Source organism: uncultured Gimesia sp., assembly GCF_937919775.1.
In the GTDB taxonomy this organism is placed as follows: domain Bacteria; phylum Planctomycetota; class Planctomycetia; order Planctomycetales; family Planctomycetaceae; genus Gimesia.
Genome location: NZ_CALFPF010000436.1, coordinates 1 through 18466, shown reverse-complemented (window position 1 = coordinate 18466; position 18466 = coordinate 1). Strand labels below are relative to the sequence as shown.

The following is an 18466-nucleotide window of genomic DNA, read 5'->3' as shown; positions in this document are numbered from 1 at the left end:
GCATCTGTCATGAAAATTAACTGCTCATCTTGGCTTATGCAAGAGTTCAGGGTGAATTGAATGCGATTCAGGCTCACCGTATGTCGCGTTAAATGGCGTTTACGAAATCGTCGCCGTTATAATATTCGTAAAACAGGCGGCCAATTTCATCACTCAGACGAGAGAGATACTCTTTCTTGAACTTGGAAAAGGTCACTTCGGAAGTCGCTCTGGGAGCACGCAACGGATAGAACGAGGTGATTTCTTTGCTGTAAAGTTTTTCCCCTTCGCCATTCTCATCCATTGCATAAACGGTCACCATGCCTTCGGCGCGACCGCGATAGAGATCGGAACTGTTTTCCTCGTACAAACTGTATTCATGCAATTCTACATGAATCACATATGTGACGTCGAAGGCTTCGCCAATTTCTTCCGGCTTGTCCCAGTCGGGATTTTCATCCAGCCAGGCACGAATGCGGTCTGGGTTGATCACCTTCACGCCATGCTCGTGCAAACGGAATGTGGTGTATTTGGCCAGATCATTGTGAATGCCATCAAAGTTATACTGCAGCTCCAAAGGCGCGTAACAGACGACGGCGACCGTGACATCTTTGCCTGTCATCGACTTCTTGGTCTGCGAATCGAAGTCCGGTTCAATGGAAGGGGGACCGCCAATCAGGTATCCCAGCAGAATAAAATAATTACAGCCCGACATGGTCGTGCTTAATACCAGAACCAGGGCAAGTTTAATGACGGTATTAAAAAACTGTTTTTGAACACGTTGTCCGAACGAAAAAATTGTCATCGTGTGATCCTTCACAACTCCGAATTTGGTTTTGGGCGTCGCTTCTGATTTCATGCCGAAAGCTAGATCTCTGCTCCCGTTTTATAATTATAGAAGAAACGACCAATCTGATCGGCAATGCGATCCAGATATTTTTTCCTGAATACAGTAGGCGATTCTGACTCAATGGAGACAGGCATGTGATTCGGATACTCGGACGTGTATTCGCTGACAAATACTTCCCTGGCCCGTTTCAGCCCGTCCAGTTCCTTGACCTGATACGCGGACACCGTTCCGAATGCTTTCCCGCGCAGCAGGTTCGGACTGTTCGGTTCGCGATAATCAAATTCATCAATGTCGACATGAATGATGTAGTCGGCATCAAAATTTTCTGCCAGTTCATCGACGTCGTTCCAGACGCCGCCATTGTCGTCCAGCCAGGTTGCCACCTCGCCTGTGTCCATCACTTCGATCTCATGGCGGCGCAATCCATAGGTGATTTGTTCCAGCAGGTCATAATTCAATGAAGGATAATCTGATCGAATCGATTCCGGCGTCGAGCAGACGACAAGCACTTTTTTCTTTTCCTTCGAGAGATCGATCTTGGTGCGCTTGGTAAATTCACAGGTGATGAGCGGATCGCCAAACAGCATCTTTCCCGCCATGACGCCCAGAGAACAGCCGCTGGTAATCAGACAAGCCAGCATCAGCAGCGCGGCGGCAAGCGTGTGCAGGCTGAACGGATTTGAGTTTCGTCGCTGTGTAGAATTTCGCATATTTTCTGCCATCCTTGGCATAAACCGAACTCACTTGTCGAGATATGATTTGTTTTTTGAGGAAGGGAATTATTTCCGGAAAACCGGAACGCATCTAAATTCAAAAGGTCAACCGAAAAACCCACTCCATGACGGTGATCGAGACCAGACCACACATCAACCAGAGCAAACAGTTTTCAGGATGAGAGACCAGCCAGAGTCGCTTGCGATAAACGCTGATCCAGGACCAGGGAATCATCACAAGACAGACCATTGCCAAAACCAGACCGGCGGTATTGGCCTGGGCAGACTGACGGATCTGACCTCGTACAAAATGGGAAAAGGAAGTTGTCATCCCACAACTGGGACAGGGAATGGATAATTGATTTCGAATGACACAAGGTGAAAAACCGAGTCGTTGATGGGTACCAAATCCACGCGGATCCGGCTTTGTTTGAACGGCAACTCCAAAGCCCGCAATCAGAAACAGACTCCAGCCGATCAACAACAGGCGAATTTTCCATCCAATCGGTGTACCCGGATTGGACGCACGAAATGCCGCCAGAAAGTGATCCACTTTCGAATTGACTGAGGGTTTAAAATTGAAATTCATATTGAGAATGAGAGAAGCCGAGGTTTACCAGTTCTATTATTTTACTGCAAGACCATTTCAAAAAATTGTCCCGTCTCCTGCGATCATACACAAATCATTGCGGCCCCGTCCAAACACCCTGATAGACTTCCACGGCAGGTCCCGTCATAAACACTTCGCCTGACTCAGCCCAATCAAGACGTAAGTCGCCACCCGGTAAATGGATAAGCACCTTCCGCTCACTTCGCCCGGTTAAGACTCCGGCCACTGCCGACGCGCAGGCACCGGTCCCGCACGCTTGCGTCTCTCCCGAACCCCGCTCCCAGACGCGCATCTTCAGTTCCGTGGGAGAAACGACTTCGATAAATTCAGCGTTGACCCGATTCGGAAACATCGGATGGACTTCCACCCGGGGACCGATCACATGCACCCAATGATCGTTGATTTCTTCCACGAACGTGATGCAGTGCGGATTACCCATCGAAACGCAGGTGACCTGAATCGTATCCCCCCCCAGATCCAGATCTGCGTTCACAGGCGGATCTCCCGGCAGCAGGGTTGGAATCTCAGCACTGATCAAGACTGGTTTGCCCATATTGACACGAACCTGGCTGACTTTCTGACCGGAAAGTTCGAGATCCAGGTTCAAAATGCCGGCGCCGGTTTCGATCTTCAACGTTTTCTGTTGCGAGATGCCATGATCGTAAACGTACTTGGCCACGCAACGAATTCCATTGCCGCACATTTCCGATTCGCTGCCGTCGGCGTTAAACATCCGCATTTGCGCATCTGCTTTTTCGGAGGGGCAAATCAGGATCAATCCGTCAGAGCCAATCCCCTTATGCCGGTCGCTGACCTGGATCGCGAGGCCGGCGATATCCTGCGGCAGTGTTTCTTCAAAGCAGTTGACATACACGTAATCGTTGCCAGCGCCCTGCATCTTGGTGAATTTCATCGCTGTGTTTCTATGATTGAACTAATAAAGGTTGTGATTTCAGGTACAAAACGGCTGTTATTCTTTCGACTTCAAGCCCAGAAAAATACTTCTGCGCAAGGCATTATCGCGACTGGAAAACTCATCTTCGTTACTGGGCAGAATATTTTCCAGCGTCGTCGCCATCATATGGAATTTGGCATCAATGTCATCTGCATAATGGACCAGCAATGCTTCTGGTGTATGCGGAGCAATCGGGGAACCCCACTCCGGTAAATTCTGATGCGCCACGATCAGATGTTCCAGGCGTAATAACGTTTCGGGGTCCAGATTATCGATCTTTGTCGCATGTTCGCGGACGAGATCCCGTCCCAGCAGAATATGACCGATCAGTCGCCCCGCGGGCGTATAACTGGAAGCGTGGGGCTTGTATTCCAGCTCGGTCAGTTTACCGATGTCGTGCAGAATCGCTCCCGCGACCACCAGCGATTTATTCAACGGAGGCTGCATCTTCTGATAATAAGCCGTATATTTATCTGCCAGATAACAGGCCGTCCTGGTGACAGACAACACATGCTCCAGAAACCCGCCCGTAAACGCATGATGATTTTTGCTGGCAGCGGCGATGGTTTTGATCTGGTCTTCATACTGCTGCAAAATATCCAGCACCAGATTTCTCAGGGGAACGTCTTCGATCTGCTCGCGCGCGATCTCCGTCAATTCCTGAAACATTTCGGTGCTGGAAAAACGGGACCGCAGAAAATACAAGCCGGGATCAAAACCGTCGGCTTCGTCCTCATCGACGATCGGCCGAATCCGATCAATGTCCAACTGCGGGCCATATTTGTTCTCGTCGTAGCGCGCCCGAATTTTATAAAATTCTCCCTCGGCCCAGTTCGACTCGCAATCTTCGAACCAGGTCGTATCACTCCAGATCATCGCCGTCGCCGTCACGTCACTATCTCGAAATTGAACGCGAAAATAAGGCTTTCCATCCCGTGTGGTGGCGCGCTCTTTGGAAACCAGCAGGACAAAACTGTCCGCGAACTGTCCCGGTTCCATTTCGCTGAGCAACATTAATTGTCGAGGTAAATTCATGCACCTGGCCCCGGTAATTCAAAATACAAAATCAAAAGTCATCCTATTCTAAAGTCGATCCACCAGAAGTGCAAAACAGACTGTTCACGCAATTCAATTGATTCAAGACATTCCAGTCCTCTTTAGGCTTGCGATGGGGAATTCTGTGGTTCGAAAACAAAAGTGCCAGACTCTCGGAACCCTGCCTGCCCGATTTTGTCTTCTCATAACCATTAAAACGAACTTAACATACTATTTTCACTCCACTTACAAAAAACCGCCTGTTTAAAAAGTTCTAGGCAAAAAGCATCTCGGAAAAAATCAAGCTCTTGCTATAATAACAGGAGAGAGTAAAAGGCGCAGAGGCTCGCTATTCCCCGGCTTGAAAATTTGACTTTGTGCCTGTTTTCGCCGATAGATACCATCAATGGCTAATAAACCAAACAATTTTTAAACTGGAGATTTTTTTCCATGGCTGTTTCAATTACTGAAAATGCTTCCAAAGAGTTAAAGCGATTTATGGAAGACCAGAAAATGGGTGAAGGTTCTTTGCTCAGAATCGGAATCGTTTCTGGTGGTTGCAGCGGATTCCAATACGATTTCCGTTTCGTCGATGAAATCGATGAAGAAAATGATACGGTTTCGGAACAACATGGAGTCAAAGTCGTCGTCGATAAAAAGAGCGGACTCTACCTTGATGGAACCACCGTTGATTTTTATGAAAGCCTCGAAAAACGAGGATTCACATTCGAAAACCCCAATGCAGTTAAATCCTGCGGGTGCGGCAGCAGCTTTTCTGCCTGATTCAGCGATCAGCGTCTGAATGAGATCGATTCGTGACAATCGAAACGTCCAAAGAGATTACCGAGGAGCAGAGTCTGCTCCTCGGTTTCTTTGTTTTCAGGCAGCTCTTGTTGACAGTTTTATCTTGAACAATGAGCGATCCCTGAGCTGCGCTCATGCAGAGCCAGCGATCTGCACGCAATCTGTGATCGAAGGCTTTCGCGGAACAGAATCCGGACGAAACCAGGCCAACTGAACGTTTGCCTAATCGCCGAATCCCTCTCGACTTCCACAAAGCAAACCAGATCGCTATAACAAAGCCCGCAAGAGTCTGCATATGAACCAATTTCAAACTGAAAAATCAAAGTTAACGGTACAAATAACGAAGGAAGCAATACAATGAAACTGGAAGGGCAAAATGCTCTCGTGACAGGTGCGTCCCGGGGAATCGGTCGCGGATGTGCAATCGAAATGGCGAAAGAAGGAGCCAACGTTGCCATTAACTATCGATCCCATCCTGAAGAAGCTGAAGCAGCAGCCGAAGAAGCACGATCCTACGGCGTGAAAGCAATCACCATCCAGGCAGATGTAGCTGACCAGCAATCGGTTGAGGCGTCCGTCGCCAAAGTGGTGGAAGAATTTGGCAGCCTTGATTTGTTCGTTTCCAATTCTGCTTACAGTGATCGTGAACTGATTCTGAATGCGGACATGGAAGGCTTCAAACGTACGATTGACGTCACGATGTGGGGCGCTTTTTTTGGTGTGCGTGCTGCAGCAGCACAAATGGCCAAACAGGGCAATGGGGGCTCGATCGTGGTGATCAGTTCTCCTCACGCCGTCATCGCGATTCCCAGTTCCGCGGCGTACAACATGGCGAAAGCGGCGATCGACCATATGGCAAGAACCGCTGCCATCGAATTTGCCCCACATAAGATTCGCGTGAATACCGTTCATCCCGGCTGGATTGACACTCCCGGAGAACGAAAATTCTTTACAGACGAACAACTGCAAGCCGGCGCAGAAAATATTCCCTGGAAACGACTGGGCACCCCCAATGAGGTGGGCAAGCTCGTCACCTTTCTCTCCAGTCATGACGCCGATTATATGACCGGAGGCACAACAACCATCGATGGCGGGATCAGTCTTCCCTGGTGGTCAAAACGAGCTGAGGGAGCACAATAATCCGGAACGGAAAATGAAATCTCTCCCACCCGGTAATCCAGACAGATCAATTTTCTCAACCCTATAAGTACCAGAGACTTCAGGTTGATCTGTCACTCTGGTTCGTGATGAGGTACACTACTGTATCTCAGGAATCAGGGGGAGGACTCGTATGGCAGGAGAGTGAGTGCTCTTCTGGTTTATTGATTTTGCGACTAATATCCACCGCCGGGAAACGAAATTCATTTACTTATCCGTTACAGAGGAAGTGCCTGAGGATCTCAAAATGACTGACAGTCACAATAAAATTGAATTGAAAAATCCCGTGGTTGCCGCCATTTTAGCATTTCTCATTCCCGGTGCGGGGCACTTTTATCAGGGAAGAACCTTCAAAGCAGCCATTTACTGCTTCTGCATCCTGAGTACTTTTTTTTGCGGAATGGCATTAGGCGACTGGAAAACCGTCTATTATCAGTCAGAACCGGGCAGAAGAAATCTGGGTTATTTTGCACAAGTCGGCGTAGGTTTACCCGCACTGCCTGCTTTAATCCAGACTTCACGTTATAATAAATCGGTGTCACCCGCCAACCTCGCACAAAATGAGGCCGACGCCAATTACTTTGAGTCGCGCTCTTACCACGGGGAAATGCCTCTGGAAGCTCCTTTCCATGGCACACTTCTGGATCGTGGCGACGATGGCAAAAACGTCAGCGGGCAGTTGGATGGTTATATCAAGTTAAAAACCGTCCCGGGGGAGTTTGGCACGGAAATCACTGGCACTTTTGAGGGGACGCTGGATAACAAGCCGATCTCAATGCTGAATCTTTCTGACCCCGTCGGAATTGGTTTGCCATTAGGCGGGGATCCACAACGTTCTCTGGAATGTGCTGTCGTGCGTGAAGTCAATGGCCGACGGACCGATACAGGACACATTGAAGGATCGATTCCCAGACCCTTTTTGAACTGGTTTGAGATGCCTTTGACCAATCGAGAACTTGATGACGTCAACAAAAAACTAGGGAAACGTTACGAATTTGCCGTCGTATTCACCTGGATCGCCGGGTTGTTAAATCTGCTCGTCATCTGGGATGCGTTCGAAGGACCAGCCTACGGCAGAGGCGACGAAGAGGATACCAAACCCAAGGACAAAACACCGGTAACTCCCAAGTCCTGAAAGAACATGAGCTGCTTTCAGGCAATTTAGGTCAGTAATCCCGTTTCAAAAGGCAAAACAATCATGTCGATTCCACTTCTATTCGCGAACCAGGTAAATGCCGTTGTCTACCTGATTCCGCTTTTGGCGGTGATCAGCCTAGTATACAATTCAACACGCTACGAAATCCCACAGGTGATTATTCAACGGTCGATCCGTTTTTTCTTCACTGCCATCATTATTATGGGCGTTTTAATGACTTTACTGGCAGTACTTTCGTGGAATCTGTAAACAACCCGCCATATTCCCTCTGGACTGATTCTAACTGATGAAGCCGGGAATCTGCTTGTAGCATCGTTTTATTTTGACTTACTAAAAATTTAGTCTCATTTATTTCTATTCAATTGCACTTTAAGAAGATGTTGCACATACTCAAACAATTGCGGGGTCTCAGATTCCCTTTCTACAATTGTTAGGTCGGGATTGCTTTATGCAGAATTTTGGATTTGCACTTACAGAACTGGTAGATCTTGCAGATCACAGTGATCTTTTTGAACTATTAGACAATGAGAGCGTTTATGCGCTTTCCCATCAGGGTTTCACCGAAGGTTTCTCCAGCGTCAAAGCCATCAGCCGCTCGACCGGGATTGAAACACGTCGACTGCTGCAACCTGATCTGTTACCGATTGATATCGCCGTTGCCATCGCAGAGAAACTGCAATTGGCGGTCGGCTTTGACTGGGCAAACTGCCCGGCAATTCTGCTCTGCCACTCCCACACGAATCATCAATCTGCGCGGCAGTTATGCAACCAACTTTCAGCGAAACTGAACGTTCCTGCTGAGAAGTTTATCGCATTAAACTACGGCTGCGTGGGCTTTATCGAACTGCTGAACCAGGCAACGAAAATACTGGCAGACTTACCTGCAGGCATACACGTTCCCCTGCTCACCGTCGAAACTCCCGAACATTGGCACGATTCGTCTGACAAGGCATTCTGTGGAATCGTCTCTGCAGGCGCTACCGGAACCACAGTCTGGAGAGGCCCTGGCCACTCTCTGCTGCATGTGGAAACTGCGACGGAATATATTCCTGTCGAACGCCGCAAACCAGACGTACCGTTATTCTGGACCGAACAGGGAGACATGTTTGATTTCCGCGGACAGCCGGAGAATAAACTGGTCATGCACATGGATGGCGAATCGGTTTTCCTGAATGGCGTCGACCTGATGCTGGAAGCCTGTCTGAAATCCTATGCAGACGTCGTAGACAGTGCAGAGCGGATTTTGATTGCCCCCCATCAGCCCAGCGGAAAACTGTTAAAAGCGATGATCGCCGCAGCACGACAGATCCCCGTGAAAGCCGACTTCCTCAACAATCTTCCGAATTACGGCAATTCCATTTCGTCAACGATTCCCACTATCCTGGCGAGACTGGATGAGGTGGTTTACGAAAACGGTTACGCCCCCGTCAATGAAGGAGACGTGATTCTCCTGCCGGCAGCGGGAATCTGCATGAATCGTCTGACCGATTCGATGTGTATCGGCAGAGCGGCCATTAAATGGCAGCCCGACCGTTTTCACGATGAGTCCTGAGTCGCGGCGCTAAGCCGCATCACGATCATAAGAACGCGTGCCAAACGCTTCGCGCCCTTCAATGATCGATCCTTTGTCGAAGCGCTTACCAAAGTACAACGCTTGCGCAGATGCATCACTCAGTACCGTCTCCGCGTCTCCGCTGACCAGCACCTGGCCGGCACTGATGATATAACTGCGATCGGTAATCGTTAGCGTTTCACGTTCGCGGTGGTCTGTCAGCAGAATCGAGATACCATCGTCGCGTAAATCGGCAATGATGTCCTGAATATCGTGAATGGTAACAGGGTCAATTCCGGTAAACGGCTCATCCAGCAAAATCAGTTCGGGAGCACTTGCCAGGCAACGGGCTATCTCCAGTCGTCGTCGCTCTCCGCCGGACAAGGTCGAGGCAATCTGCTTGCGCTTCGCGGTCAAACCAAATTGCTCCAGCAGGCGATCGACGGTATCGTGCCTCTGCTTGCGGTTCATATCGAGAAACTCAAGGATGGCATAGATATTCTGCTCGATCGAAAGTTTGACAAACACGCTTTCATCCTGAGGCAGATAGCCCATGCCCTGCCGGGCCCGCTTATACATCGGCCAGGACGTGACGTCGACTCCTTCCAGAAAGACACGCCCTTTTGTGGGGGCAATCATCCCGCAGGCCATCCGGAAGGTCGTCGTTTTGCCGGCACCGTTGGGCCCCAAAAGCCCCACGATTTCCCCGCGTTCCACATAAAAATCGACGCCATCGACGGCGCGTTTTCCCGGATAATCTTTGACCAGCCCCACACATTCCAGCAATGCCATCGCACGCGTCCTCCTTGACGAAACCCGCTTCCTTTAAGACTCTTGAAATGCATTCTACCAGAATCCATGATTCTGCTTAATATCGATTTTGACCGCATTTCCGGCCGCCCATGAATCGCCAGAATGCGCCCCTTTCCCCATCGCGTGACCCAGGCTGCTTACTCAAGCCGAATCGTCCTGGCGACGCGCCGATGAACCTGGGCACAGGCTAGGCAGTGTTTATTGATTGGTTTTGAATGCGATTTCCAGGACCGCAACCTAAGCCAGGTCGGTTTTAACCGGGGCTAACGCCGTGCGGCTGATCTCGTTTTCAGGTACTTTGACAGCCGAAATGACTTATTAGCCGAAGGGCGTTAGCCCCGGTTGCTCCACATTGATAAGGACAATTCGAAGTAAGAAACACGACCTAGCGAATCCGTTGCATTCTGGAAATATTGGGGTAAAACGGCACCGAAAGTTTGGCGTAAGGATCTTTGGGATAATAACCCGGTGCCGTCTGATGGTAGAAAAATTTCTGCAGGGGTCCCACATTCGGGGAATAACCACGGCCGTCATTCAGGAAGGGAATTCCGTGAGGCCAGTAGATCATAAACGCTTTACCGACCAGAGCGGAACGCGGAACTGCATGTCGTCGTTCTGCTTTTCGTTCATTTCCCCACAGACGGCTGTCTGCACTGCGGGCAGAATTATCTCCCAGCACAAAGAATTCCTCGTCCGACATTTTGGCAAACCGCACCTGTTGACGATAATCCTCATACTGCCGACTCCAGGCAGCCGGATCCCACAACAGTTCCCACAGATGCCGCCGATCACCGGAATACTCCTGACTCTGATAATATTCATCAGAACGATAATAAATATCGCGCTGCACTAACAAATGCGAAATCACAAAATCCACTCCCTGACCTGCAATTCCCACCGGCGCCAGATCACCATCGCGGGGTGCGGGAGAAACCGGCGGTTGATATTCTGATTTGTGATCCAGGTTCACCTCTGAGCCATCAATCCATAAGCAGAGCCGTTGATCAACGTTGGCAAACCTCACGGAATATCCGCCTTTGCCGATCAATGACGTTTCGACGGTTGTCAATTCTGTTTCCACAGGCTCGGGATTGGGAAAGTCTTCTACATAATACAGTTTTGCCTGACCTGTCTTGACATCAAAGCGAACCCGATAATGACGGTCTCCCCGCATCAGTTCGACAAAAAACTCGCCTGCGTCGGTCTGGATCTCAACATCAAAGCTGACTGTCAGATCGCCCACCCAGAAAGCGGCGTCGTACATAAAAGCACCGGACGACGAACCCCCGGAATAATTATTGTAGGCGGTATAATCACTGATTAATCGCGGTTGTGGCGGGGAGGTCTGCATCGTCTGCTTGAATAACTCGGGATTTTCCTGCAGCAAAGCCCACTCGGATTCGCGCGGGACAAAATGCTGATAACGTAACCACTGCAGCTTGCGGGGATCGGAAGACGCAGCACTGCCGCGGTATTGATAAGCACGCGACTCAGCGTCAACTTCCCAGGCAGACTGCTTTTGTTCCTGAAACTTCGTTTGATTGGGCGCCACCTGCGTCATGACCGACCAGCGTTCAGGCCAACCAAAAGCGAGGATCTCCCGGGGTGGGTAATCGTCGTCGTAAACCAGTTGTTGCACTGCCAGTTGTTTCTGCAAGTTATCCTTACGCAGAATCTGAAACGGCTCTTTTTCATTTTTTCTGGCGTAGACATCGCCCCGGGAAATCTGAATTTCTTCGCCCGGCAAACCGACCAGCCGCTTGATGTAATTTGTCTGAGACGCTTCAGGATACTTGAAGACGATCACATCCCAGCGACTCGGATCTCCGAAATCAAACGGGAACTTATTGACGATAATCCGATCTCCGGTGAATGGCATCGCATTCCGCAGATCCGTGAAGTAACGACAGTTCGGGCAGTAGGCTCCGGTGACTTTATTCGACGGAATAAAATAATCCGATTTTTCGACCAGTTCATCACTGGCACCCACGGCGTATTTCACACCACACTCGGCACAGTTCAATTCTTTATGACGACCATACAATGTCGGCGCCATCGACCCTGTTGGAATCACAAACGCTTCTGCGGAATACGCGCGAAAGACAAATGCAAAAACCAGCGCAATGATGATCGACTCCAGCGTGTCGCGCAGTTCATTATGCTGCCTCTGATTTTTTTCCGCTTCCGGCTTCTTACTCTCATCCGGTTCGGTCGGCTGTTGCTTCAGGTTTGATTTATCTATTTTTTTTGTCATGACAGACAACCTCTGTATAAATGTGTGACCGCTGCCAACCAATGCCGCTTTTCAGTCGGTTCTGGTGATTCGCTGCGATGTTTGATTTATGAAATTTTTTCTTCCATTTCGGAAAGATTCTCTTCAAATAATGGAGTTTTGCTATTAATGAATATAGCGAATTCGGGAGAAATCTGGAATGCGGATGTGCCCCACACGATCCCCGATTTTCACCTCTCCCTGCCGCGACGGCAAATGGACGAGAAAAGGCTTCCCCAATAAGTATTTATGGTCGACTTTCCCATCCGACCAGCTCCGACTGTCCAGTGAAACCGGGCTGTTATCGCCGAGTACAAAATAGCTCTGCTGATCGAGCTGATAGGGTTCATTCACGCCATGCAGCGCTTTGCCGCGCGTATAATGGATATCGCGGTAGAGTTTTAAATTGGTCAGTTGTAAATGCCCGCCGTTCGCACCAAAAAGAACAGGAACCCGAATCTCTGCCCGCGGTGCCGAACTCTCGCCATACAGGAGTGGCTGATAGACCGGTTTACCATTGATGGCAAATAAAACCTGGCGATCCATAATCGACATTTCCACGGTCACAGCATCTGCTCCGAAAATGCCACCGAGCCTGCCTGTGCGAACCGCTTTTTGCTGATCGTCAATGAACAGGGAACTCTCTCTCGCTTTGAAGTCGATCACATTTCGAAACCGGTGATGTCCGTCAAAGAGTTCCAGCGCAAATTCCCCCTCGCCCGAAAGGACTTTCAGGTCACATTGAAACAGGAAGTCGTGAACGGGAACCGCTTCCTGATTTTCGACTCCGGAATTGTACGCATAATGATCGAGTATCGGAGCGACATGCGATTTCTCATACAGTAACGCAATTGCATAACGAAATTCCTCGTTTTCTGTCTGACCTAGAAAACGATGGCAGTCGTCTGCTGACATGGCGCCTTTACAGCTTAACTGTTTTTTCTGCTCATCATATTGCAGGGGCGCTAACACCGGTTCCGGTTTTTCGATCTCGGCGGGCCACTTTTCCAGCGACACGGTTGTCACTTAATGCCCGCCTTGTCTCATCCAGTGCTGATACTTCACCCAGGACCATTGCTCCTGAACCGAAGAACTCAGCGGATCGTCATTGGTTGCATCAAACACAAAGCCGTCTCCCTGAGCAACCCAGGCGGGACGTTTGCCGGGCGCCTGTTCGTTCTCATTCTGCGAATCATTCATCACCGGAATAAACCGGGGTTGAAAAAAATCATCGTTCTCCGGTCGATAATGTTGATCATAAACCAGCAGTCGCACCGCGCGCTGCGTTTCGAGATCTTTGCGCTCGATCTTTCCATTGATGTATAAATCCCCGTCTTTGACCTGAACCGCTTCCCCGGGCAGGCCGACTACTCTTTTGACATACGCTTGCGTCGGTTTCATCGGATTCTGGAAGACCACCACACTCCAGCGCTGCGGGCCCTTCAGATAATAGGCGTGCTTGAAGACCAGTAACTGGTCCCCTTCATTGCGGGGCACAGTCGTTAAATCAATGGAGTTTGTATTGCAGTTCGGGCACGTCGCATATTGTCCGGCCCGAGCGAGCGTTTCACCGTGTGCATGATCCTCTGCCTGAAACCGGTTCCCGGAAACCGACTCATCATAGGCGACGCCATAGGTAAACGAGAAATCGCAGCGGGGACAAATCACCTGCTTATGATAACCCAGCAGAGAAGGTGCCATGGAACCGGTCGAAATCATGTAGCCTTCCGCTTCAAAAGTCCTGAAGAGAATCACGGCAATCGCCAGCGAAACAACGGACTCCAACACCATTCGGAACAGGCTGGACCGACCTTCCACCTCTTCTGGTTGAGAATTGATTTGACGGGAAGAATGGTGCATCGCAAACAACAAAATAAGAAACGGAAATATCCTGAATCAACAATTCAGAAAGCAAACTCTGCAACCTCTTATTTTAGTAAACCCCGGCAGCCTGAGGAAATAGAGAATCATGCTCTGCGGAGATGATCGACGCGAATACTCCACTTACGGCAGGCGGTATTCAAAAACAGTGCTGCAAAACCATTCATGGCGGCACGAGCGATGTGCCTTAACGTTGGGTTAGCGAACAACTTATCCCACAAAGCAGAAGAGCAGCAACATGCACACCCAGATCACGCCAAGAAAATGCCACACGACCGAACACGCATGCACGCCCCAGTGATATTCATGATCGTACTGATAGAGATACGCTTTATAGATCACCGCTCCCAGAATTCCGAAGGCGACCAGAAAATGGAGGGCGTGTAACAAGACAAAAGAAAACAGCACACCATAGCTGCCTGGGTAAAGATATGCCTGCTTGACCTCGCCTGCCTGATGCAGAATGGCGGAGTGCGATTGTAATACATGGATCAGCCCCAGCGCCTGAATCACAAAAAACGCGCCACCCAGAAGAAACGTGAGATTGAGGTAATATCGGAACTGCTGCTGTTTTTCTTTCCGGACGAAGAACAAAGCCCGGTGAATGGAAAAACTTCCCAAAGCCAGGAGTGCCGTGCTGAGCCAGAGCATCGGGGGAACCACCAGAGCCGCCGGCTGCTGAGTCGCAGCCAGATTCGAGCGGACGATCACATAAGCGAGCAATCCACCCAGAAACAAAACGGACACACTAAACAGAAAAATCGCCAGTCCGAAATCTCTTTGACTTAACCGATCGCGGGATGTGAATAACATCGCGAATCGATTTCGAATTGTGCGGCTTCCGAAAGTGGGCATGCTGAACCTGCCATCGTACTCAAAGCAGAAACACTACTGAGAAAGATTGTGAGTGGCAGCTTGCTGCCTGTTTCTCATTTTCACTGAAAGCCCGACCAGATTCAACACTATTTTTTCGCGGGTAGTGCTACCGCCTCTGCAGGAGCCGGAGCAGCGGCGGGCGCCGGAGCTGTTGCTGCAGGAGCCACAGTTGGCGTCTTGTCTTGCTGAAATCCCTTCACATATGCGTCGTAGGCGTGAGAATCGAGCAGAATCATGCACAGAAAAAACGCGGCAAAGATGATCGAGATGAAGAAGGCGATCTTATTGAGCGGTTTATCGTACCACAGGTGCATAAAAATAAAGACGACCAGCGAAGCCTTGACCGTGGCAATCGCCATTGAGACGATCACATCGAGTTCTCCGGTATCATATTTTGCTGCTTCGACCGTCACGACAGTTAAGGCAACCAGGACAAGAAAAACACCAATCAATACTTTCACGGGCACAATATGCACATGGCAGCTTTGAGTATTTTCTGCGTGCGAACCACTTTCAGCATGATCTGACATGATGAATACTTTCGTCTCTTTATATTGAAAAGTGCGAAGCTCGAAAGCCTCTCAAGTTGATTGAATAAACAACAACAGCTAGTTGATCAGATACAGTAACGGAAACAGATAAATCCAGATCAGGTCGACCAAATGCCAATACAGGCCGACAAAATCGACCGCGCCAAAGTAGTAAGTCGTAAACGCGCCGTGGACGGTGCGAACAATCAACCAGCTGATCGCAATCATCCCGCCGATAATGTGAATCGCGTGTAACCCGGTCATACAGAAATAAACACTGAAGAACGTACCAGCCAGTGCCGGCTCAGGAACTTTTTCTTTCTGTTTGGCATACTCGGCCGGAACCGTTTCGGCCATCTGGATTTCTTCGTCGGTCGGTTTTTCGGCGTGCCCGAAATGGTGATAACCAATACTCGCATAAGTGCCTAACATCATCCCGAAAGCGGAAATCAGCACACAGCCTGCGACAGTTGCCAGCGTCATTTTTCCCGGTTTCTTGATGAACACACCAAAGGCGATGCCCGCCAGTACAATCACAACCCATAACACTGTAGTCATATAGGAAAGTGTGTGTTTGGTTTTCTCGAACAACGATTCATCGCCGTGGTCAGCGGCCGCTGTATGTGCATGCTCCGCCGTTTCACCGTGCTCTGCGGCAGGTGCAGCCGCTGCGTCTGCCTCGTGATGTTCCGGGCTCTGATACATGCCGGCCCATAACAGTCCGTGATGAGCTTTTTCGGTGTATTCAAACGATTTTACACCCAGGAAGATCGCGGCACAGGCGAGTGTGGTCACCAGACAGACCAACAGACCGCGTGTCTGTCCTAACTGGGCACAACGGACTCCCCACGCCATTGTCAAACTGCTGAAGAGCAGTACTACGGTATTGGCTGCGCCTAAGACTGTATCCAGAAACTGGCTGGCATACAGGAACACTTCGGGGTGCAATGATCGATAGACGGCATAGAAACCGAATAAGCCGCTAAAGAACAGCACTTCGGTGACCAGAAACAACCAGATCCCCAGTTTCCCGGTATCAAACTGCTGTTGATGCGAATCAAAGTGATGCGCCAGACGGGGATCATGATGCTCATGATCGTGGCTGTCGGCATGTTCGTCTGTAGTCGTGGTGGCCGCGGTATTCATTAAACTTCTTTATCTCCTGATGCGGTCACAGATCCCGTGTTATCCCCCTGACATTCAGCGGGAACGTAACCTCCGATTTCCTCATTATAAACCACTGACTCCATTACATACGGATCGCCGGCTAAGGGAGGATGGTCGAAGTTATTACCAGGTGGTGGTGAAGAGCACTGCCACTCGAGGGAAGCACCGCCCCAGGGATTGGCAGGGGCCTTTTTCCCGTGATAAATCGAATAAATCAGGGTCGCGACCATCAAAGTCGAACTGATCCCCAATAAATAAGCACCCATGGTAGAGAGAATATGCAGATTCTGAAACTCGGGCAGATAAGTATAATACCGCCGTGGCATCCCGCGTGTTCCTAACAGGAACTGAGGGAAGAAGGTCAGATTGAATCCCATGAATACTCCCAGGCAGGCAATGCGGCCCCAGTATTCATTAAACATCCTGCCCGAGATCTTAGGCCACCAGTGATGCACGGCCGCAAACAGCCCGACGAGCGAGGAACCCATCATCACATAGTGGAAGTGGGCGACCACAAAATACGTATCATGCAGATGCACGTCGGTAGCCAGCGTCGCCAGAAACAGGCCGGTTAAACCGCCGATCGTGAAGATAAAGATGAACGACAATCCATAACACATGGCTGTGGTGAAATGAATCGAACCTTTATACATCGTGGTCAGCCAGTTAAACACTTTAATCGCCGACGGAATGGAAACACTGAAAGTAATCGCACTGAAGACAACCGCCACCACTTTGGACTGCCCTGAGACAAACATATGATGCCCCCAGACCAGGAAGCCGAAGGCAGCAATCGCGATACTACTGTAGGCGATAAACCGATATCCAAAAATATGTTTTCGACTGTGGACGGCAATCACTTCGCTGACCACACCCATCGCCGGCAGAATCATCACGTAAACAGCCGGGTGAGAATAAAACCAGAAGAAGTGTTGAAACAAAACAGGATCGCCGCCTAATGCCGGATCAAAAATTCCGATGTGAAATGCACGTTCGACAATTAACAACAGACCGGTAATACCCAGAACGGGGGTCGCCAGGATCTGGATCAGAGCGGTGGCATAGAGGGCCCACAAAAACAGAGGCATCTTGAACCAGGTCATTCCCGGAGGTCGCATGGTGTGAATTGTCACGATGAAATTCAAGCCCGTAAAAATGGAGCTGAACCCCAGAATGAAGACCCCCATCAAGGCGGTGATCACAGCCGTGCTGGTGGTAATACTGTAAGGCGTATAAAACGTCCAGCCGGTATCCAGACCACCCAGAACGATGGCAGCCAGAAAGAAAAAGGCTCCGAACATCCAGAGGTAAAAACTGCCCAGATTCATTCTCGGAAACGCCACATCCTTGGCCCCCAGCATGATGGGCAGAATAATATTCCCGATCGCCGCCGGCACACCGGGGATGATCACCAGGAAGGTCATGATGGCGCCGTGCAGCGTAAACATCTGATTGTAGGAATCCGCGCCCATCAGAATTCGAGACGGCGACAACAGTTCGGTACGCAGTAACATTGCGAACAGACCGCCCAGAAAGAACGAGGTCGTCACACCAATTAAGTACATGATCCCGATTCGTTTGTGATCGAGAGTGAAAAACCAGCTTTTCCAGCCCTTCGAACAGTTCAAATAATTCAATTCACGGTATTGAATCGGAAAGTTAGATTTTGGATTGGAGGAGTCAACTACAGTTGCCATCTTCCAGCCTCCTGAATAATTTCAAATAGGGTCGGATTAAAAATCCTGAAACACAATCGAGAATCAAGTTCTCACTTTTTTCAATTCACTTCATGAAAATTGCTGAAACGTCGCCGTGCCGCAATTTTACTCTTTCTGACTCTTGATGAACGCAATAATCGCGGAAATGTCCTGATCCGTTAACTGCCCTTTAAACGTCGGCATGATCGGTCGGAAGCCCGCGACGATTTTGGACTGCGGTTCGAGAATCGAATTTCGAATATAATTCGCATCGGCGATGGTTGCGGTTCCGTCCGTGAATTTTCGCTCGCGACCAAACAGCCCTTTGAAAGACGGCCCATTTTTGGGAACCCCATCCAGTGAATGGCACTGAATGCAACCTCTGCTCTTGTAAAAATATTCCCCTGCCTCAACGGGC

Annotated in this window: 18 protein-coding genes; 4 read left to right on the top strand and 14 right to left on the bottom strand. The window is 49.7% G+C overall.

The window, feature by feature from the left end; all coding sequences use genetic code 11:
• Positions 1-88: 88 nt before the first annotated feature.
• The 5 genes from Q0294_RS12250 to Q0294_RS12230 form a co-directional block, all read right to left on the bottom strand.
• On the bottom strand, positions 89-784 hold the full coding sequence (locus tag Q0294_RS12250; protein WP_299465492.1) for a hypothetical protein: 696 nt from the start codon (positions 782-784) through the stop codon (positions 89-91).
• 62 nt (positions 785-846) lie between these two features.
• Complete coding sequence (locus tag Q0294_RS12245; RefSeq protein ID WP_299465489.1) at positions 847-1539, bottom strand: hypothetical protein; 693 nt, start codon at positions 1537-1539, stop codon at positions 847-849.
• Between the two features lie 100 nt (positions 1540-1639).
• Positions 1640-2131: a DUF2752 domain-containing protein gene (locus Q0294_RS12240; RefSeq protein WP_299465486.1), complete on the bottom strand. Its 492-nt coding sequence runs from the start codon at positions 2129-2131 to the stop codon at positions 1640-1642.
• A 94-nt stretch (positions 2132-2225) separates the two neighbouring features.
• A complete protein-coding gene (dapF, locus tag Q0294_RS12235) occupies positions 2226-3065 on the bottom strand; it encodes a diaminopimelate epimerase (protein WP_299465483.1) in 840 nt (279 codons plus the stop codon).
• A 57-nt stretch (positions 3066-3122) separates the two neighbouring features.
• Positions 3123-4142, bottom strand: a complete 1020-nt coding sequence (locus Q0294_RS12230; protein WP_299465480.1) for an HD domain-containing protein — start codon at positions 4140-4142, stop codon at positions 3123-3125.
• A 450-nt stretch (positions 4143-4592) separates the two neighbouring features.
• On the opposite strand from Q0294_RS12230, the gene Q0294_RS12225 reads away from it, so the two are divergent.
• The 4 genes from Q0294_RS12225 to Q0294_RS12210 all read left to right on the top strand — a co-directional run bounded on the left by Q0294_RS12225 (position 4593) and on the right by Q0294_RS12210 (position 8812).
• Positions 4593-4925: an iron-sulfur cluster assembly accessory protein gene (locus Q0294_RS12225; RefSeq protein WP_299465477.1), complete on the top strand. Its 333-nt coding sequence runs from the start codon at positions 4593-4595 to the stop codon at positions 4923-4925.
• Between the two features lie 378 nt (positions 4926-5303).
• The gene (locus tag Q0294_RS12220) at positions 5304-6086 is read left to right on the top strand and encodes an SDR family oxidoreductase (protein WP_299465474.1); all 783 of its coding nucleotides are present in this window, start codon (positions 5304-5306) and stop codon (positions 6084-6086) included.
• Positions 6087-6351: 265 nt separating this feature from the next.
• Entirely contained in the window at positions 6352-7239 is an 888-nt protein-coding gene (locus Q0294_RS12215; protein WP_299465471.1) for a DUF6677 family protein, read from the top strand.
• A 469-nt stretch (positions 7240-7708) separates the two neighbouring features.
• The gene (locus tag Q0294_RS12210; RefSeq protein ID WP_299465468.1) at positions 7709-8812 is read left to right on the top strand and encodes a hypothetical protein; all 1104 of its coding nucleotides are present in this window, start codon (positions 7709-7711) and stop codon (positions 8810-8812) included.
• Between the two features lie 9 nt (positions 8813-8821).
• On the opposite strand, the gene lptB is transcribed toward Q0294_RS12210, so the two are convergent.
• The 9 genes from lptB to Q0294_RS12165 form a co-directional block, all read right to left on the bottom strand.
• On the bottom strand, positions 8822-9604 hold the full coding sequence (lptB, locus tag Q0294_RS12205) for an LPS export ABC transporter ATP-binding protein (protein ID WP_299465465.1): 783 nt from the start codon (positions 9602-9604) through the stop codon (positions 8822-8824).
• Between the two features lie 406 nt (positions 9605-10010).
• Positions 10011-11879 carry a signal peptidase I gene (gene lepB, locus Q0294_RS12200; RefSeq protein WP_299465462.1) on the bottom strand — a complete coding sequence of 623 codons (1869 nt, stop codon included), beginning with the start codon at positions 11877-11879 and terminating at the stop codon, positions 10011-10013.
• Between the two features lie 144 nt (positions 11880-12023).
• The gene (locus Q0294_RS12195) at positions 12024-12923 is read right to left on the bottom strand and encodes a S26 family signal peptidase (RefSeq protein ID WP_299465459.1); all 900 of its coding nucleotides are present in this window, start codon (positions 12921-12923) and stop codon (positions 12024-12026) included.
• Positions 12924-13715, bottom strand: coding sequence for a signal peptidase I (lepB, locus tag Q0294_RS12190; RefSeq protein ID WP_299465456.1), 792 nt, complete (start codon positions 13713-13715; stop codon positions 12924-12926). It lies immediately after the preceding gene.
• Positions 13716-13988: 273 nt separating this feature from the next.
• Positions 13989-14633, bottom strand: coding sequence for a cytochrome c oxidase subunit 3 (locus tag Q0294_RS12185; RefSeq protein WP_299465453.1), 645 nt, complete (start codon positions 14631-14633; stop codon positions 13989-13991).
• A gap of 107 nt (positions 14634-14740) precedes the next feature.
• The gene (locus Q0294_RS12180; protein ID WP_299465450.1) at positions 14741-15184 is read right to left on the bottom strand and encodes a cytochrome C oxidase subunit IV family protein; all 444 of its coding nucleotides are present in this window, start codon (positions 15182-15184) and stop codon (positions 14741-14743) included.
• Positions 15185-15262: 78 nt separating this feature from the next.
• Positions 15263-16330 (bottom strand): cytochrome c oxidase subunit 3, encoded by a 1068-nt coding sequence (locus Q0294_RS12175; protein ID WP_299465448.1) that lies wholly within the window; start codon positions 16328-16330, stop codon positions 15263-15265.
• A complete protein-coding gene (locus Q0294_RS12170) occupies positions 16330-18048 on the bottom strand; it encodes a cbb3-type cytochrome c oxidase subunit I (protein WP_299465445.1) in 1719 nt (572 codons plus the stop codon). The genes Q0294_RS12175 and Q0294_RS12170 overlap by 1 nt, the downstream gene beginning before the upstream one ends.
• 126 nt (positions 18049-18174) lie before the next feature.
• The coding region (locus tag Q0294_RS12165; protein WP_299465442.1) for a cytochrome c at positions 18175-18466 on the bottom strand (292 nt) is incomplete at its 5' end.

What these genes read in the sequence shown, in the direction of transcription:
- Q0294_RS12250 (WP_299465492.1), bottom strand. Translation starts at nt 784, where the DNA reads ATGACAATTTTTTCGTTCGGACAACGTGTTCAAAAACAGTTTTTTAAT.
- Q0294_RS12245 (WP_299465489.1), bottom strand. Translation starts at nt 1,539, where the DNA reads ATGCGAAATTCTACACAGCGACGAAACTCAAATCCGTTCAGCCTGCAC.
- Q0294_RS12240 (WP_299465486.1), bottom strand. Translation starts at nt 2,131, where the DNA reads ATGAATTTCAATTTTAAACCCTCAGTCAATTCGAAAGTGGATCACTTT.
- dapF (WP_299465483.1), bottom strand. Translation starts at nt 3,065, where the DNA reads ATGAAATTCACCAAGATGCAGGGCGCTGGCAACGATTACGTGTATGTC.
- Q0294_RS12230 (WP_299465480.1), bottom strand. Translation starts at nt 4,142, where the DNA reads ATGAATTTACCTCGACAATTAATGTTGCTCAGCGAAATGGAACCGGGA.
- Q0294_RS12225 (WP_299465477.1), top strand. Translation starts at nt 4,593, where the DNA reads ATGGCTGTTTCAATTACTGAAAATGCTTCCAAAGAGTTAAAGCGATTT.
- Q0294_RS12220 (WP_299465474.1), top strand. Translation starts at nt 5,304, where the DNA reads ATGAAACTGGAAGGGCAAAATGCTCTCGTGACAGGTGCGTCCCGGGGA.
- Q0294_RS12215 (WP_299465471.1), top strand. Translation starts at nt 6,352, where the DNA reads ATGACTGACAGTCACAATAAAATTGAATTGAAAAATCCCGTGGTTGCC.
- Q0294_RS12210 (WP_299465468.1), top strand. Translation starts at nt 7,709, where the DNA reads ATGCAGAATTTTGGATTTGCACTTACAGAACTGGTAGATCTTGCAGAT.
- lptB (WP_299465465.1), bottom strand. Translation starts at nt 9,604, where the DNA reads ATGGCATTGCTGGAATGTGTGGGGCTGGTCAAAGATTATCCGGGAAAA.
- lepB (WP_299465462.1), bottom strand. Translation starts at nt 11,879, where the DNA reads ATGACAAAAAAAATAGATAAATCAAACCTGAAGCAACAGCCGACCGAA.
- Q0294_RS12185 (WP_299465453.1), bottom strand. Translation starts at nt 14,633, where the DNA reads ATGCCCACTTTCGGAAGCCGCACAATTCGAAATCGATTCGCGATGTTA.
- Q0294_RS12180 (WP_299465450.1), bottom strand. Translation starts at nt 15,184, where the DNA reads ATGTCAGATCATGCTGAAAGTGGTTCGCACGCAGAAAATACTCAAAGC.
- Q0294_RS12175 (WP_299465448.1), bottom strand. Translation starts at nt 16,330, where the DNA reads ATGAATACCGCGGCCACCACGACTACAGACGAACATGCCGACAGCCAC.
- Q0294_RS12170 (WP_299465445.1), bottom strand. Translation starts at nt 18,048, where the DNA reads ATGGCAACTGTAGTTGACTCCTCCAATCCAAAATCTAACTTTCCGATT.